We start from the raw sequence: 15,061 nt of genomic DNA, 5'->3' as shown, positions 1-15,061 counted from the left end.
CGCGGTTTTGACTTGGAAGCCACGCACATGACTGACCCTGTTAAAATGGAAAAGTTGTTTGCGATTCTGGCAGTTACATTGGCTTGGGCTTATGTTATCGGGCGTTGGCAACATGCAGTGAATCCGATTAAACCCAAGTCGCATGAACGGCTCTCGCAAAGCATCTTTCGCGTTGGTTTGGAGCAGCTTGCCAAAGCCGCCATGTTGATGATGGCAACTTTGGACTATTTTTCAAACCCAAAACAGGTCGTCCGATTTTTTGTCGTGTACTGAAAGGCAGCCTGAAAACTTACAATGCCGCCATCACCGCATCGCCCATTTTGGAACAAGACACCAATTTCGTGCCTTCTTCAAAAATATCGGCGGTACGCAAACCTTGTTCCAACACTTTTTGCACGGCATGTTCAATTTGCTTGGCGCGGTTTTCGTCATTCAAACTGTAACGCACCAACATCGCCAGCGACAAAATGGTCGCCAAAGGATTGGCTTTGTTTTGCCCTGCAATATCGGGCGCAGAGCCGTGCGATGGCTCATACAAACCCTTGCCTGTCTCGTTCAAAGACGCAGACGGCAACATGCCGATGGAGCCCGTCAGCATGGACGCTTGGTCGCTCAAAATGTCGCCGAAAATATTGCCAGTTGCAATCACGTCAAACTGTTTGGGCGCGCGCACGAGCTGCATGGCGGCATTGTCCACATACATGTGGCTTAATTGCACATCGGGGTAATCTTTTGAAACTTCTGTGAAAATTTCTTTCCACAATTCGGTTGTTTCCAAAACATTGGCTTTGTCCACGCTGCACAATTTTTTGTTGCGTTTTTGGGCTGCCTGAAACGAAACGTGGGCAATGCGGCGGATTTCGCTTTCCGAATATTTCATGGTGTTGAAACCTTCGCGTTCGCCATTTTCCAGCGTGCGAATGCCGCGCGGTTCGCCAAAATAAATGTCGCCTGTGAGTTCGCGCACGATTAACACGTCCAAACCTGCCACCACTTCGGGTTTGAGCGTGGAGGCGTTTGCCAATTCTTTGTACAACACGGCTGGGCGCAAATTGGCAAACAAATTCAAATCTTTGCGAATCGCCAACAAGCCGCGTTCGGGGCGCAAAGGGCGTTCCAAATTATCGTATTGTGGCGAACCGACCGCGCCGAGCAATACCGCGTCCGCTTTACGGCACAGGTTTTGGGTAAATTCGGGGTATGGCGCACCGTATTGGTCGTAGGCTTCGCCGCCCAAAGGCGCGTAGTTGTATGCCACGTCCAAGCCTTGTTCAATCAATTTGTCCAACACGCGCACGGCTTGGGCGATGATTTCGGGCCCGATACCGTCTCCGCGTAAGATGGCGATTTGTTTGGTCATTTTGTTTTATCCTTGTTTTTGTTTAAGAAAAGTTTTCAGTACGCTACAAAATTCTGAAAAATTGTTTGAAAGTAGGCGATACTTTTTTGCTTACCACCTAGTTTATCCCCTCTCCTGCGGGAGAGGGTTAGGGAGAGGGTAAAACGGGCAATATTCAACGATTTTTCCCTCTCCCCAGCCCTCTCCCAAAGGAGAGGGAGTAAGTAGATTGAGTATCAACGATTTTAGGCAGTATTTCATTTTTTGTAGGGTAGTGTAAGAAAAGTTGAAAAATACATTTGCTGGACGCAATTCTTTTCAGGCAGCCTGAAATAGTGGCTAATCCATTTATGATTGCTGACGCCATACATCATATTTTTTATTTTTCCGATAATCTTCAATGACTTGCATAGTGGTGGGATTGGCTTCGTAATTGATGTTTTGATAATCCAGCGACAAAGGAATGGTATTGGTGTGCGCGATTTGGGTCAGAAACATTTTGAATGCTTGGCTGGGGGTCATGCCAAAACGTTCAATCACCGCAAAAGATTGTTTTTTCAAATCATCATCAACGCGAATATTGATGTTTGCCATATTCACATACTCCTGAAATGTATTGCAGATGTTTTACATTGTAATGCAAAATGGTTATTTTGTGCTTTCAGGCTGCCTGAAAAATACAAAACCGTTTAATCAGGCTTATGCTCCCAAGTTTTATTTTTAAAATCATAATTATATCGGTCAAATGGACTTAATGATGATGAATAAATCAAAATGGGCAAATTTTGATTTTTCACACATTCTTCAAAGCAAATGTAGCGCAAATGGTATTTTCGGGGCGCATTGTAGGCATTGTGTTCGGGATAATGCCCGTGTTTTGCATGATAAGCATTTAAATCATCAGCGATTTTTTGTGCATGAATCCGCGCATTGTGATTGTAAACGTGGTGCATACCGTATGACACCGCAAACGCCACCAGCCAACACGCCAATTTTATCCAAAAAATCCGCGCTTGCTTACGCGAGCGAATGCCGTCAAACAAGGTATATGGCAGCCAAATCAAAACAAATAGCACAGCAAAGAAACCACCCCCTATTTCAGGCGATGCGAGAAACAGAAAAATAGCAATGCCAATCAAAGTATTAACAATTAACATCATGCTGTTTTTATCCATATTTTTACCCCATTGAACATTTTTCAGGCTGCCTGAACATCATCACGGCACATTTTTCCCTTGCGATGCGCTGTAAATCTGAATCCAATCTTCTTCGCTGAAATTCAGGCGCAGCGCGTCCACCGCATTGCGAATGCGCTCAATTTGACCGCTCCCCACAATCGGCATGATTTTCGCTGGGTGATTGAGCAACCACGCATAAGCCAATGTATCCAAACGATTTTCGCCATATTTCTCGCCCACTTCGCGCAAGGCAGCCTGAATGCGTTGGGCGCGTTCATCGTTGCCATCAAACAATTTGCCGCCAGCCAAAGGCGACCAAGCCATGGGTTTCATGCGTTTTTCCAGCGCAAAATCCAAATCGCCATTGTCAAACGAAGTCAAGCACATGGGCGAAATTTCAATTTGATTCGTTACCAAATTTTTCCCTAAATACGATTGCAACATCTTGATTTTACTCACAGGAAAATTGGACACGCCAAAATGTTTGACCAAACCGCGTGAATGCAAATCGTCAAATGCCGCCGCAATTTCTTCGGGATTGGCGCACGGAGATGGACGATGAACCAGCAACACGTCCAAATAATCGCATTGCAATTCGCGCACGGAACGTTCTGCCGACCAAATGATGTGCTGGCGCGAATTGTCGTAATGTTTGCGGCGCATCTCTGGAAAGGTTTGATTGGGAAAGAGAATCCCAAATTTGCTGACAATTTGCATTTGTTCGCGCAAACTGGGTTTTGCCGCCAATGCCTTGCCAAACGCGGTTTCATTGGTAAAACCGCCATAGCAGGCTGCGTGGTCAAAAGTGGTGATGCCCAAATTCAACACATTTTCAATTAAATCAATGTATTGCTCGGTATTCAAGCCCCATTCGTGGGCGCGCCAATAGCCGTGAACAATGCGGCTGAAATTCAGGTTTTCAGTTAATGCAATTTGCATGATGATTTCCTTGTTTTTAAATAATTAATTTACTAAAAGGCAGCCTGAAAATATTTTTCAGGCTGCCCATTTATTTTAAACCGTCAATTATTCAGCCGCCGCAGGTGCTTCAATCAAGGCTTTCATAGACAAACGCACACGACCGCGCTCGTCCACTTCCAAAGCCTTAACCGTAACCACTTGACCCACTTGCAAATAATCGCTCACATTGCGAACACGCTCGTGTGAAATTTGGCTGATGTGTACCAAACCGTCTTTACCAGGCATGATGGTAACAATCGCGCCCACATTGTTGTCCAACAATTTCACCACGGTGCCTTGATACACTTTGCCCACTTCCACTTCGGCTGTGATTTGCTCAATGCGGCGTTTGGCGGCTTCGCCTGCTTCGGCGGTGGTGGCGGCAATCGTTACCGTGCCATCATCGGCGATGTTGATTTCGGTGTTGGTTTCGGCTGTGATACCGCGAATGGTTTCGCCACCTTTACCAATCACTTCACGGATTTTATCGGGGTTGATTTTCATCGTGTACAAGCGTGGCGCGTGTTGCGACAATTCTTGCGGGCCCGCAACGGCTTCTTGCATTTGCGCCAAAATGTGCATGCGCGCTTCTTTGGCTTGCGCCAAGGCAATTTGCATGATTTCTTTGGTAATGCCTTGAATTTTAATGTCCATTTGCAAAGCGGTTACGCCTTCAGTTGTCCCTGCCACTTTGAAATCCATGTCGCCCAAATGGTCTTCATCGCCCAAAATATCGGTCAATACGGCAAATTTATTGTCTTCCAAAATCAAGCCCATGGCGATGCCTGCAACGTGCGCTTTCAAAGGCACACCTGCCGACAACAAGCTCAAACAACCGCCACACACGCTCGCCATTGAAGACGAACCGTTGGATTCGGTAATCTCGGAAACCACACGCATGGTGTAGCTGAAATCTTCGGGTTTGGGCAACACGGCAACCAAAGCGCGTTTTGCCAAGCGACCATGACCGATTTCGCGGCGTTTGGGTGCGCCCACGCGACCCACTTCGCCTGTGGAATAGGGTGGGAAATTGTAGTGCAACATAAAGCGGTCTGTGTATTCGCCGCTTAATGCGTCAATGATTTGCTCATCGCGTGCTGTACCCAAAGTGGCAACTGCCAATGCTTGCGTTTCGCCGCGTGTGAACAATGCCGAACCGTGTGTGCGTGGCAAAACATTGGTTTGAATGTTCAATGGACGAACCGTGCGCGTATCGCGACCGTCAATGCGTGGCTGACCTGCCAAGATTTGTCCGCGTACCACATCGGCTTCCAACTGTTTGAAAATGCCTTTGATTTCATTTTTTGCCAAAGTGTCGGTTTCTTCGGTAATCAATGCGGCTTCAACGGCTGCCCATGCTTCGTCCAATTTTGCCACACGCGCTTGTTTTTGGCGGATTTTGAAGGCTTCGGCAATCAGGCTGCCTGAAATGTCTTTTACTTTAGCGATTAATTCGGTGTTTGGCTCGGGGGCTTTCCAGTCCCACAATTCAGGATTTACCATGTCGGCAAACTCATTAATCGCCGCAATCACGGTTTGCATTTGCTCATGACCGTACACCACCGCGCCCAACATTACATCTTCTGGCAAAATATTCGCTTCAGATTCAACCATTAACACGGCTTGGTCGGTACCTGCTACCACCAAATCCAATTGTGAACGGTGCATTTGGTGCTTGGTTGGGTTCAACACATAAGTATCGTTAATGTAGCCCACACGCGCCGCGCCAATTGGACCTGCAAACGGCACACCGCTCAACACCAAAGCGGCAGACGCGCCAATCATGGCAGGAATATCGCTGTCAATTTCAGGGTCGGAAGACACGACCATCGCCACGATTTGCACATCGTGGTAGAAACCTTCGGGGAACAAGGGGCGAATAGGGCGGTCAATCAAACGGCTGGTCAAAATTTCTTTTTCGCTTTGTTTGCCTTCGCGTTTGAAGAAACCGCCAGGGATGCGACCTGCGGCGTAGGTGCGCTCAAAATAATCTACGGTCAAGGGGAAAAAGTCTTGACCTTCTTTCACGTCTTTGTTAGTGGTTACGGCAACCAAAACCACCGTGTCGCCCATAGACACTTTAACAGCCGCCGCCGCTTGACGTGCGATTTCGCCTGTTTCCAATGTAACCGTTTGATTACCATAACGGAATGATTTGCTGTGTTTTTCAAACATCTTTGCGTCCTTAAAAATACCGCCGCTAAAACACTAATGATGCACACTTTTTCCCATGATGGAAAATGTGCATGGTTAGGGTTTCAGGCGGGCGGATATGGTTAGAAAACGTAAATTTTAGCACACTTCAGGCAGCCTGAAAACGGCATAATGTGCCAAAATGGGGCATGGGTTTTTGAGATAATTTTCAGGCTGCCTTTTCGTGTACGATAAAATTGATGTGGGGTGTATCTTGTAAATTAAATTATTGAATGATTTAAATATTATGGTAAATATGGTGCGCTGCTAAAATCATCAGGCAGCCTGAAAATCTTTATTTTTCCCTATTTTGTTTTTCCGCTTCAAAACGCGCTTGATGTTCACGCAAACGCTTTTCCGACAAAACCAAACCGCCGCCCCAAATCAACATCGCCACCCCAATTGCCCACCAAACTTCAGGCTCATCAAAAATTTGCCATACAAACACCATCATGCCTAACATTACCACGCTAGACATCATCCGCCAATACCATTCGCCCGCTATCGCTTCTTCGCCGTCTATCTCGCTTAAAACGGATACGCCATATAATTCAATCAATTGCTCGGTCGTTAAATTTTCTGTATTTAAGACTTTGGGCAATAAGCGAAATTCCAATTGTTCCAGCTCGCCTTTGGGGGAAAATTCGGCGAAAATTTCTACTTTTTTGCCAACGTGTTCCGCCCATTGCTCGTAATCGCCTGTGAGTGTGAAGGTTTCGCCTTGTTCGGTTTGGGCGGTGCCTTGTTGGTCTGTCCAATTGATGATTTGGGCGACAATGCGGCGTTGAATGGGTTCGGAGTATGACATGGTATTTTCCTGTTATAAATTTGTTTTTTAGGGGCTAATGACAATGTGGGCGCGATGTTGGTTTTGCAGATAAATTCGTTCAATTCAAGGCGAAAATGCGAGCCAATGCCGTCCATTGGCGAGTATTTTCAACACCGAATTGGACGAATTTAGCGCAAAATCCAACCGCGAACGAATTGTCATTAGCCCCTAATGATAAATGAAAATATTTCAGGTAGCCTGAAAATTCACAAATTGGACATTTTGTCCAAAAATTATCCCCTTTGTCCAATTAAATCAAACTTATCTTGCGATTTGTGTCCAAAAAACCTAAAATGCCCATTTTAACATTCATATTATTAGACGAGAATCATCATGGCACAAGCACAAACCCTTTACGATAAACTCTGGAACAGCCACGTTGTCCGCGAAGAAGAAGACGGCACCGTTTTGCTCTATATTGACCGCCATTTGGTACACGAAGTAACCAGCCCACAAGCCTTTGAAGGCTTGAAAATGGCAGGACGCAAATTGTGGCGCATTGACAGCGTGGTTTCCACCGCCGACCACAACGTCCCCACTGGCGAAATTGAAAGCGGCATCAAAGACCCCATTTCCAAATTGCAAGTGGATACTTTGGACAGCAACATCAAAGAATTTGGCGCATTGGCGTATTTCCCATTTATGGACGAAAGTCAAGGCATTGTGCATGTGATGGGCCCTGAACAAGGCGCAACTTTGCCCGGTATGACGGTGGTGTGTGGCGACTCGCACACTTCCACACACGGTGCATTTGGCGCGTTGGCGCACGGCATTGGCACGTCCGAAGTGGAACACACAATGGCAACCCAATGTATTACCGCAAAAAAATCCAAATCCATGCTGATTGACGTTTCAGGCAGCCTGAAACAGGGCGTTACCGCCAAAGACGTTGCGCTCTACATCATTGGACAAATCGGCACGGCTGGCGGCACGGGTTATGCGGTGGAATTTGGCGGTTCGGCAATCCGCAGTTTGAGCATGGAAGGGCGCATGACTTTGTGCAATATGGCGATTGAAGCAGGCGCACGAAGCGGCATGGTGGCGGTGGACGAAACCACCATCAACTATGTGAAAGACCGTCCATTTGCCCCCAAAGGCGAAAATTGGGACAAAGCCGTAGCCTACTGGCGCACTTTGGTTTCAGACGAAGGCGCGGAATTTGACAAAGTTTACCGTTTCAAAGCCGAAGACATTGAACCGCAAGTAACATGGGGTACATCGCCCGAAATGGTGGCGGACGTGAACGGTAAAGTGCCCAATCCAGCCGATGAAACCGATGCGGTGAAACGCGCTGGCATGGAAAGGGCGTTGGAATACATGGGTTTACAGGCAGGCACGCCTTTGAAAGACATTGCGGTGGACATTGTGTTCATCGGTTCTTGCACCAATTCGCGCATTGAAGATTTGCGCCAAGCCGCCGCAGTCGCCAAAGGACGCAAAAAAGCCGACAATGTTCAGCGCGTGTTGGTTGTCCCAGGTTCAGGCGTGGTGAAAGCGCAAGCGGAACGCGAAGGCTTGGACAAAATTTTCTTGGACGCAGGATTTGAATGGCGCGAACCAGGTTGCTCCATGTGCTTGGCGATGAATGCCGACCGTTTGCAACCGCAACAGCGTTGCGCGTCCACGTCCAATCGCAATTTTGAAGGTCGTCAAGGCAATGGCGGTCGTACGCATTTGGTTAGCCCCGCGATGGCGGCGGCGGCGGCGGTTACGGGGCATTTTACCGATATTCGGACGATGTAATATGTAGGGTGCGTATTACGCACCAAAATACCAAATATTTTGAATGATTTGGTGCGTGGTACGCCCCCCACATTTTCAGGCAGCCTGAAAACTTTTTTATTCTTTATATTCAAGGATATTGATATGTTAAAAACAATTATCTCATTGATATTAATCACACTATCATCCGTTTCTATGGCAAAACTGCATATCCCCGACCAAGAACCTTTGCCCGCGCGATTGACTGACTCCCAAGAAACCATCGGTCAGTACGCTGTTTATGGCACAAAAGGCGATGGTTTTGGCGTATTGGACGGGCGCAAACAAGACGGCAAAGTAGTGGAAATGTATTTTTTGGCAACGTTGCTTGGGCGACCGATAATGAGCGTGATACCTGCTCAAAAATGGTCGAATATTCCTGAATATCAAAAAGATTTTGATGATGACCATCTGGATACCACCAACAAAACCTTCTATGTGCTTGATTGCGTGAAACAGACTGCCCAACCGTATCAAATCCAAATTCATCAAGAGCAACTCAAGCAAATACCATTGAAAACCGTTGCGCTCAATCAGTTGCAAAACGTAGAAAAAACGGCAGCCGATTATTTATGTCATTTGTTGATGTCGCATAAAAAATCATCATAATATATTGAAATAATTTGAAATGAGTTAATGCACCAAATCTATATTTTACCGTCTGCCAGAACTTTCAGGCAGCCTGAACAAGGACAATAATCATGAAAAAACACATTATTTTATTCAGCAGCATTTTACTGCTCAACGCCTGCGCCGCGACCATGAACGGCGTGGCACAAGACAGCGCAAATATGGTCAATAATGCCAGCCAATTCGCCCACGAAAACCGTGATAAAATCAACACGGTCGCCGAACAAACAGGCGAATTGCTCAAACGCGGCGGCAATTTAATCGGCAAAGGCATGACGGCAACAGGCGAAATGCTGCAAGAGATGACCACAGAATAACGGTTAAATTGAGTTAAATATTCAAAGGCAGCCTGAAATTGGGTTGATAATCCGATTGTTGTAAATGCGCTTGATTGATTTAAATTTAATTTATATAATTAATTTTATTTGAGTTTTTATGAAGAAAATCGTTTTAACATTGGCAACGGCTGCCGTTTTGGCTGCTTGCGCGGGCGATGGCAGTACGGGTGCAAATATTGTGCAAGACAGCTACGAAGCTGGTAAATCTGCCGCCATCAACACAGGCGTGAATGCAGTCAGCAGCAAATTAACAGGCGGTAGCACCAGCAGCATGACCGACATCGCCAAAGAAAGCGCGAAATCAGGCAAAAATGCCGCCATTCAAAAAGCCACCAGCAGCTTAACTGGCGGCGCGGCGACCACCACTCCAGTCACTACACCTGCTACCGCACTAGCCGAGAGCAATGTGGTGGATAATTTGTTGAATACAATTTTGAAATAAGATGGGATTTGAACCATGAAAAAAGTATTGTTATTGGGCGTAACCGCCTTGATGTTGAATGCCTGTGCGGCTACTTGGGACGCGGCGAAAGCAGACACGTCTAAAAATTTGGACAAAGCCGAAGCGAATTTGAAAGAAACAGGCGATTCCATTGAACGCCAATGGGACAGAACCAAAGAAGGCACGCAAAAGCGTTGGAATAAAACCACCGAGGCGGTCAAAGAAGGTTGGGATAAAATCACCGACTAATTCATCTATATTAAATAATGGGGCAGCCTGAAATCGGGTTTCCATACTCAAATAAACGGTTTCAGGCTGTCTGAATAATTTTATTTAAATCATTAAATTAAAAGACAAATCATGAAAGCATTTACCCAAATTACGGCTCTGGTTGCGCCACTTGACCGCAGCAATGTGGACACAGACGCGATTATCCCCAAACAATTTCTCAAATCCATCAAACGCTCGGGCTTTGGTCCCAACGCTTTTGACGAATGGCGTTACCTAGACCACGGCGAACCCGGTATGGACAACAGCAAACGCCCACTCAACCCCGATTTTTCGCTCAACCAACCGCGTTATCAAGGCGCACAAATTTTGCTGACGCGCAAAAATTTCGGTTGCGGCTCATCACGCGAACACGCGCCTTGGGCTTTGGACGATTACGGTTTCCGTGCCGTGATTGCGCCCAGTTTTGCCGATATTTTCTTCAATAATTGCTACAAAAATGGCTTGTTACCCATTGTTTTAACAGAAGAACAAGTGGAACAATTGTTTCAAGAAACTTTTACCAACGAAGGCTACCAATTAACCATTGATTTGCAAAATCAAAGTTTGACCACGCCAAGCGGCGAAGTGTTCAAATTTGATATTACGGAACACCGTAAACATTGCTTGCTCAATGGTTTAGATGAAATTGGTTTGACTTTGCAGCATGCCGATGAAATCAAGGCGTTTGAAGAAAAACGCCGTGCGGCGCAGCCATGGTTGTTCAATTAAATCAAGAAAATCAAGGCGAGATGACTGTGGCGCAAACGGTCGCTCGCCTTTTGCAACAATTGGATAGCCAAGAAAATATTGATGTGATTGAGTTTTCACAGCAACAATATTTTGCGCCTATTTATTCGCGTGAATGGTACAAAATGCAGGTTTATCGTCAAGCGTGTGAAGTGTTGTCTGCTGGCGCGGCAGATGTATTTTCTGTGTTATTTATAATTTTGTTTTTATTGATTTTTGTGCCAATTTATTGGCTGCCAGCCGTGCAAAAATATTTGTTGAAAAAATTACCATTTAATCCGCTTGTGCGCGTGGATTTTGCTCAACGGCAAATCACATTTTGGCAAAATCATCAATGTATTCAAAAGATTGAATTGGGTTTGGCATCAAGTATTTTGTATCAAAAACGCGCTTGGTTGTTCTCTAATTGCAACCAATTCATTACATTGAAAATCTATGATAAAAATGCCAAAGAACACATTATTTGGGAAATGGAAACCGCCGCTTCGTTTGGTAAAAGCAATCCGCATTTTATAAAACAAATTGATGATTTGGTGGAAAAAATTGCCCAAAAAATGAATCTGAATGTGTATCGTGAAGCGTAATATGGGGCGTAATCAAAATTTTGGTACACGACAAAAATCACAGTAGGGTGCGCCGTGCGCACCAAGTTCGCCACAATATTTCAATGATTCAAGTTATTTGGTTATTTGGTGCGCACGGCGCACCCTACATTTTGGCATTGGTAAAATGATTGTGTACTAAAAGGCAGCCTGAAAACTTTTCAGGCTGCCTTCCTTTTTAATCGTGCGCTAAAGCGTCAATTGGATTGAGTTTAGACGCATTTTTCGCAGGCATATAACCAAATAACACGCCTATCGCGGTAGAAGTCGCCACCGCACCAATAATAGACGCGGTGGAAAACGACATACTGAAATCGCTCACCAATTTCGCAAACAACGCCCCTATCCCCAGCGACAACAACACCCCCGTAACCCCACCAATAATGCACAATAAAATCGCTTCAATCAAAAATTGTTGCAAAATATTGTTTTGCCGCGCCCCAATTGCCATGCGCACGCCAATCTCGCGTGTGCGCTCCGTTACCGATACCAGCATAATATTCATCACGCCAATGCCACCCACAATCAGCGAAATGGTCGCAATACTGGAAATCAGCAATGCCATTGTGCCTGTTGTGGATTCTATGGTTTGCTTAATGCTGTCGCTGTTGCGCATGAAAAAATCTTCCGTGCCGTGTCGGGCAATTAGCAATTCTTTCACGCCTTTTTCGGCGACTTGCGAATCCACATTGTCTTTCACTTTCACAGCTAAACTGCTGATGTGTTTTTCGCCACTAATTTGGTTCATCACAGTCGTGTAGGGCGCGTATAAATTCAGGCTGTCTGAACCGCCCATCATATTATCCTGTTTTTTCAATACGCCAATCACGGTTAAAGGGCGTTTTCTAAATAAGATGGTTTTGCCCAATGGATTGGTGTCGGCAGGGAATAATTTGCTTGCTGTGTTGTCGTCAATCACGACTACTTGCGCGTTATCTTTCACATCCAAATCGTCAAACAAACGCCCTTCGTCTAATTTCAAAGCGCGTACATCAAAATAACCTGCGCCTGCACCATAAATATTTGCCGATAAATCCGTATTTTGATAGGTCAAAGTGCCGCCTGTGCTGGTAGATGGCGTGGTGGATTCCACATAACTCAATTTGCCAATCGCTTCGCTGTCTGCCACCGTTAAAGTTTTAATGCGGTTACGGTTGCGGTCGCCAAAGCCTTTACCGGGGAAAATGCTAATCGTGTTTGTCCCCATGCTGTTGATATTCGCCAAAATTTTCTCTTGCGAACCCTTGCCCAACGCCACCACCGACACCACCGCCGCAATGCCAATAATAATCCCCAACATCGTCAGCAAAGAACGCATTTTATGCGCCACAATCGCCTGAATAGACATGGAAAACGCTTCCACAAACTGGTCTTTATAAAAGCCCAAACCGCGTTTTTCCTGAATACTTTGCACATTGCTGGGTTTGATTTCTGTGGTTTTGCTTTTATCGGAAATGATTTCGCCATCTTTAATTTCAATCACCCGATTGGCTTGCGCGGCGATGTTTGGGTCATGCGTTACCATAATAATCGTATGCCCATCATCATAAAGCTGATGAATAATCGCCATCACATTTTCGCCGCTACCCGAATCCAACGCGCCAGTCGGTTCATCGGCAAAAATAATCTCGCCGCCATTCATCAAAGCGCGTGCAATGGACACGCGTTGTTGCTGACCGCCTGATAATTCGCTGGGTTTATTTTTTTCCTTGCCTTTCAAACCCAATTTGTCCAACAACATATCCGCCCGTTTGCTGCGAGTCGCATAATCCACACCCGCATACACCGATGGCAACGCCACATTGTCGCGTGCCGAAATAGAGCTTAACAAATTATAGCGTTGAAAAATAAAACCAAAACGCTTGCGCCGCATAGCCGCCAATTTATCAGCCGACATTTTGGACGTTTCCGTGCCAGCGATGGTGTACGTGCCAGAGGTGGGTGTGTCTAGCAAGCCCAAAATATTCATCAATGTGGATTTACCCGAACCCGATTGCCCGATAATTGCCACAAAATCGCCTTTTTCAATGCTGATGTTGATATTTTTTAATACATGAACGCGGTTTTCGCCATCGCCAAAATAGCGATTAATATTTTTACATTCAATTAGAGCCATGTTTATATTTACCTTTTCAAATTTTAGGCAGCCTGAAAACCGTTTTCAGGCTGCCTGAAGATTATTAACGTGGCATACCCGGTCCACCCATGCCCTTACGCATGGCTTTACTTTTCTCGTCCTCGCCCATTTCCGACATGATTAACTTATCGCCTTCCGCCAAACCCGATTGCACTTCTGTGTTCATGCTGTCGCGCAAACCTGTTTGGATTTCTTTTTCAATTGGCTGATTATTGTCGCCCAACACACGCACAAATTTCTTATTTTCACGCGATTTAATTGCCACCGTTGGCACGGTTAAAACATTGTCTGCGCTGGCGATTTCAATTGTGTTTTGCGTGGTCATGCCGATGGCTAATTTGCCGCTTTCATTCGGAATTGTGGCACGCGCATAATAATAAACCGCGTTGGAAGTCGCGTCTGTGGATTTGCTGTAATTGCCCTGCGACATCGTGGTCAAACCAGGGTCTATGCTGTCCAAAACGCCCGTAAACGGCGTATCGGGTTCAGACAAAATCGTGAAACTGATGTTTTGCCCCGCTTTCACTTTGGTCGCGTCTCCTTCCGCAATTTGCATTTTATTCAACATATTAGACAAATTGGCAATTTGAACCACAGTTGGCGTGGTTTGATTGGCATTAATCGTTTGCCCTTCTTCCACCACCAAAGACACCACCGTACCATCAATCGGCGCGACAATGCGCGTGTAGCCCAAATCCGTTTCACTCGTATTAATCGCAATTTGCGTTTGCTTAATCGCAGATTGAATTTCCTTGATTTTTGCCTGTGCGCTGGCAAATCCATCTTCTGCATTTTCCAATTCTTCTTTAGAAATCGCATCTTCCGCCTGCAAAGCTTGATAACGCGCCCGTTTTCGTTCCGCCGCCCGCAAAGCAATTTCCGCCGAAGCCAATTGCGCCCGATACGTTTCCAAACGTGCCTGATTGGTTTCTAACTCATTGGTTTGGTTGCGATTATCAATTTGGGCAATCAAATCCCCCTGTTTCACCACATCGCCAATTTTCACATACATTTTGCGAATTTGACCCGAAGCCTGTGCTCCCACGTCCACCAATTGCGAAGCGGATAATTCGCCCGTAGCCGACACCGTTTGCGCGATTTTGCCGCGTTTCACGGGTTCGGTGATGTAGGAAATTTCATTTTTCGGCTGCATTTTCGTGTAAGCAAAATAGCCGCCACCGCCCAAAATCAGCCCTGCAATCAATAATTTCACCAAAATTTTCATTATCAAACCATATTTATTTCAAGAATCAACAGCCCCCATCATAGCCCAAAATGCCCCATAAACCAAGCCCAAGTAATCAAATTACAAAATATAATTAATTGAATTTAAATAATAAACCATAATGATTTTTACAAAAATTGAATATTTTGTCTGATAAACTGACACAAGTCATGGCTGGATTTTCAGGCAGCTTGAAAAAACAATTCTAAACAAAAACAAACCAATATTAAATTATGTAAACAAAAACCTTGTCAGCTCCCCATAAATTTGGTTTAATTCTGTTTTCGCTGATACGGCGAAACAAAATCGGGTGATTAGCTCAGTTGGTAGAGCGTCTGCCTTACAAGCAGAATGTCGGCGGTTCGACTCCGTCATCACCCACCAGTTTTAGGTGGTCGTGTCTCCTTTCC

15 protein-coding genes, 1 tRNA gene and 1 pseudogene are annotated in these 15,061 nt (G+C 45.6%); 9 read left to right on the top strand and 8 right to left on the bottom strand.

The genetic code is table 11. The features are described from left to right. Positions 1 to 273: pseudogene (locus Q338_RS09040) on the top strand (hypothetical protein); the annotation flags it as partial. 16 nt (positions 274 to 289) lie between these two features. Here the strand turns inward: Q338_RS09040 and leuB are convergent. The 6 genes from leuB to Q338_RS09010 all read right to left on the bottom strand — a co-directional run bounded on the left by leuB (position 290) and on the right by Q338_RS09010 (position 6,478). Next, on the bottom strand, positions 290 to 1,360 hold the full coding sequence (leuB, locus tag Q338_RS09035) for a 3-isopropylmalate dehydrogenase (RefSeq protein WP_034294469.1): 1,071 nt from the start codon (positions 1,358 to 1,360) through the stop codon (positions 290 to 292). A 327-nt stretch (positions 1,361 to 1,687) separates the two neighbouring features. Continuing rightward, positions 1,688 to 1,933: a type II toxin-antitoxin system RelB/DinJ family antitoxin gene (locus Q338_RS09030; protein WP_034294466.1), complete on the bottom strand. Its 246-nt coding sequence runs from the start codon at positions 1,931 to 1,933 to the stop codon at positions 1,688 to 1,690. A 95-nt stretch (positions 1,934 to 2,028) separates the two neighbouring features. Continuing rightward, positions 2,029 to 2,499, bottom strand: coding sequence for a hypothetical protein (locus Q338_RS09025; protein ID WP_147293689.1), 471 nt, complete (start codon positions 2,497 to 2,499; stop codon positions 2,029 to 2,031). A gap of 57 nt (positions 2,500 to 2,556) precedes the next feature. Next, positions 2,557 to 3,456, bottom strand: a complete 900-nt coding sequence (locus Q338_RS09020) for an aldo/keto reductase (RefSeq protein WP_084693577.1) — start codon at positions 3,454 to 3,456, stop codon at positions 2,557 to 2,559. 87 nt (positions 3,457 to 3,543) lie between these two features. Continuing rightward, the gene (gene pnp, locus Q338_RS09015) at positions 3,544 to 5,652 is read right to left on the bottom strand and encodes a polyribonucleotide nucleotidyltransferase (protein ID WP_034294460.1); all 2,109 of its coding nucleotides are present in this window, start codon (positions 5,650 to 5,652) and stop codon (positions 3,544 to 3,546) included. Positions 5,653 to 5,965: 313 nt separating this feature from the next. Next, the gene (locus tag Q338_RS09010) at positions 5,966 to 6,478 is read right to left on the bottom strand and encodes a hypothetical protein (protein WP_034294458.1); all 513 of its coding nucleotides are present in this window, start codon (positions 6,476 to 6,478) and stop codon (positions 5,966 to 5,968) included. 354 nt (positions 6,479 to 6,832) lie between these two features. Here Q338_RS09010 and leuC point away from each other — a divergent pair, with 354 nt between their 5' ends. The 7 genes from leuC (at position 6,833) to Q338_RS08975 (ending at position 11,271) form a co-directional block, all read left to right on the top strand. Then, complete coding sequence (gene leuC / locus Q338_RS09005; RefSeq protein WP_034294452.1) at positions 6,833 to 8,242, top strand: 3-isopropylmalate dehydratase large subunit; 1,410 nt, start codon at positions 6,833 to 6,835, stop codon at positions 8,240 to 8,242. 123 nt (positions 8,243 to 8,365) lie between these two features. After that, complete coding sequence (locus Q338_RS09000) at positions 8,366 to 8,869, top strand: hypothetical protein (RefSeq protein WP_034294449.1); 504 nt, start codon at positions 8,366 to 8,368, stop codon at positions 8,867 to 8,869. A gap of 92 nt (positions 8,870 to 8,961) precedes the next feature. After that, a complete protein-coding gene (locus tag Q338_RS08995; protein WP_034294447.1) occupies positions 8,962 to 9,207 on the top strand; it encodes a hypothetical protein in 246 nt (81 codons plus the stop codon). A gap of 118 nt (positions 9,208 to 9,325) precedes the next feature. Further along, complete coding sequence (locus Q338_RS08990) at positions 9,326 to 9,670, top strand: hypothetical protein (RefSeq protein WP_034294445.1); 345 nt, start codon at positions 9,326 to 9,328, stop codon at positions 9,668 to 9,670. Between the two features lie 15 nt (positions 9,671 to 9,685). Beyond that, positions 9,686 to 9,919, top strand: coding sequence for a hypothetical protein (locus tag Q338_RS08985; RefSeq protein ID WP_034294443.1), 234 nt, complete (start codon positions 9,686 to 9,688; stop codon positions 9,917 to 9,919). Between the two features lie 111 nt (positions 9,920 to 10,030). Further along, positions 10,031 to 10,669: a 3-isopropylmalate dehydratase small subunit gene (gene leuD / locus Q338_RS08980; RefSeq protein ID WP_034294441.1), complete on the top strand. Its 639-nt coding sequence runs from the start codon at positions 10,031 to 10,033 to the stop codon at positions 10,667 to 10,669. Continuing rightward, a complete protein-coding gene (locus Q338_RS08975) occupies positions 10,654 to 11,271 on the top strand; it encodes a hypothetical protein (RefSeq protein WP_034294439.1) in 618 nt (205 codons plus the stop codon). The genes leuD and Q338_RS08975 overlap by 16 nt, the downstream gene beginning before the upstream one ends. A 196-nt stretch (positions 11,272 to 11,467) precedes the next feature. On the opposite strand, the gene Q338_RS08970 is transcribed toward Q338_RS08975, so the two are convergent. Further along, positions 11,468 to 13,405 (bottom strand): MacB family efflux pump subunit, encoded by a 1,938-nt coding sequence (locus Q338_RS08970; protein ID WP_034294436.1) that lies wholly within the window; start codon positions 13,403 to 13,405, stop codon positions 11,468 to 11,470. A gap of 64 nt (positions 13,406 to 13,469) precedes the next feature. Next, entirely contained in the window at positions 13,470 to 14,651 is a 1,182-nt protein-coding gene (locus tag Q338_RS08965; protein ID WP_051968576.1) for an efflux RND transporter periplasmic adaptor subunit, read from the bottom strand. A gap of 308 nt (positions 14,652 to 14,959) precedes the next feature. Between Q338_RS08965 and Q338_RS08960 the strand changes: the two genes are divergently transcribed. Then, positions 14,960 to 15,035 (top strand) — tRNA-Val (locus tag Q338_RS08960). Positions 15,036 to 15,061 lie beyond the last annotated feature (26 nt).

It is taken from the genome of Alysiella crassa DSM 2578 (assembly GCF_000745955.1).
GTDB classification, from domain to species: domain Bacteria; phylum Pseudomonadota; class Gammaproteobacteria; order Burkholderiales; family Neisseriaceae; genus Simonsiella; species Simonsiella crassa.
Note: the sequence above shows the minus strand (reverse complement) of the source record. Positions and strands in the feature narration are given on the sequence as shown.

What these genes read in the sequence shown, in the direction of transcription:
- leuB (WP_034294469.1), bottom strand. Translation starts at nt 1,360, where the DNA reads ATGACCAAACAAATCGCCATCTTACGCGGAGACGGTATCGGGCCCGAA.
- Q338_RS09030 (WP_034294466.1), bottom strand. Translation starts at nt 1,933, where the DNA reads ATGGCAAACATCAATATTCGCGTTGATGATGATTTGAAAAAACAATCT.
- Q338_RS09025 (WP_147293689.1), bottom strand. Translation starts at nt 2,499, where the DNA reads ATGATGTTAATTGTTAATACTTTGATTGGCATTGCTATTTTTCTGTTT.
- Q338_RS09020 (WP_084693577.1), bottom strand. Translation starts at nt 3,456, where the DNA reads ATGCAAATTGCATTAACTGAAAACCTGAATTTCAGCCGCATTGTTCAC.
- pnp (WP_034294460.1), bottom strand. Translation starts at nt 5,652, where the DNA reads ATGTTTGAAAAACACAGCAAATCATTCCGTTATGGTAATCAAACGGTT.
- Q338_RS09010 (WP_034294458.1), bottom strand. Translation starts at nt 6,478, where the DNA reads ATGTCATACTCCGAACCCATTCAACGCCGCATTGTCGCCCAAATCATC.
- leuC (WP_034294452.1), top strand. Translation starts at nt 6,833, where the DNA reads ATGGCACAAGCACAAACCCTTTACGATAAACTCTGGAACAGCCACGTT.
- Q338_RS09000 (WP_034294449.1), top strand. Translation starts at nt 8,366, where the DNA reads ATGTTAAAAACAATTATCTCATTGATATTAATCACACTATCATCCGTT.
- Q338_RS08995 (WP_034294447.1), top strand. Translation starts at nt 8,962, where the DNA reads ATGAAAAAACACATTATTTTATTCAGCAGCATTTTACTGCTCAACGCC.
- Q338_RS08990 (WP_034294445.1), top strand. Translation starts at nt 9,326, where the DNA reads ATGAAGAAAATCGTTTTAACATTGGCAACGGCTGCCGTTTTGGCTGCT.
- Q338_RS08985 (WP_034294443.1), top strand. Translation starts at nt 9,686, where the DNA reads ATGAAAAAAGTATTGTTATTGGGCGTAACCGCCTTGATGTTGAATGCC.
- leuD (WP_034294441.1), top strand. Translation starts at nt 10,031, where the DNA reads ATGAAAGCATTTACCCAAATTACGGCTCTGGTTGCGCCACTTGACCGC.
- Q338_RS08975 (WP_034294439.1), top strand. Translation starts at nt 10,654, where the DNA reads ATGGTTGTTCAATTAAATCAAGAAAATCAAGGCGAGATGACTGTGGCG.
- Q338_RS08970 (WP_034294436.1), bottom strand. Translation starts at nt 13,405, where the DNA reads ATGGCTCTAATTGAATGTAAAAATATTAATCGCTATTTTGGCGATGGC.
- Q338_RS08965 (WP_051968576.1), bottom strand. Translation starts at nt 14,651, where the DNA reads ATGAAAATTTTGGTGAAATTATTGATTGCAGGGCTGATTTTGGGCGGT.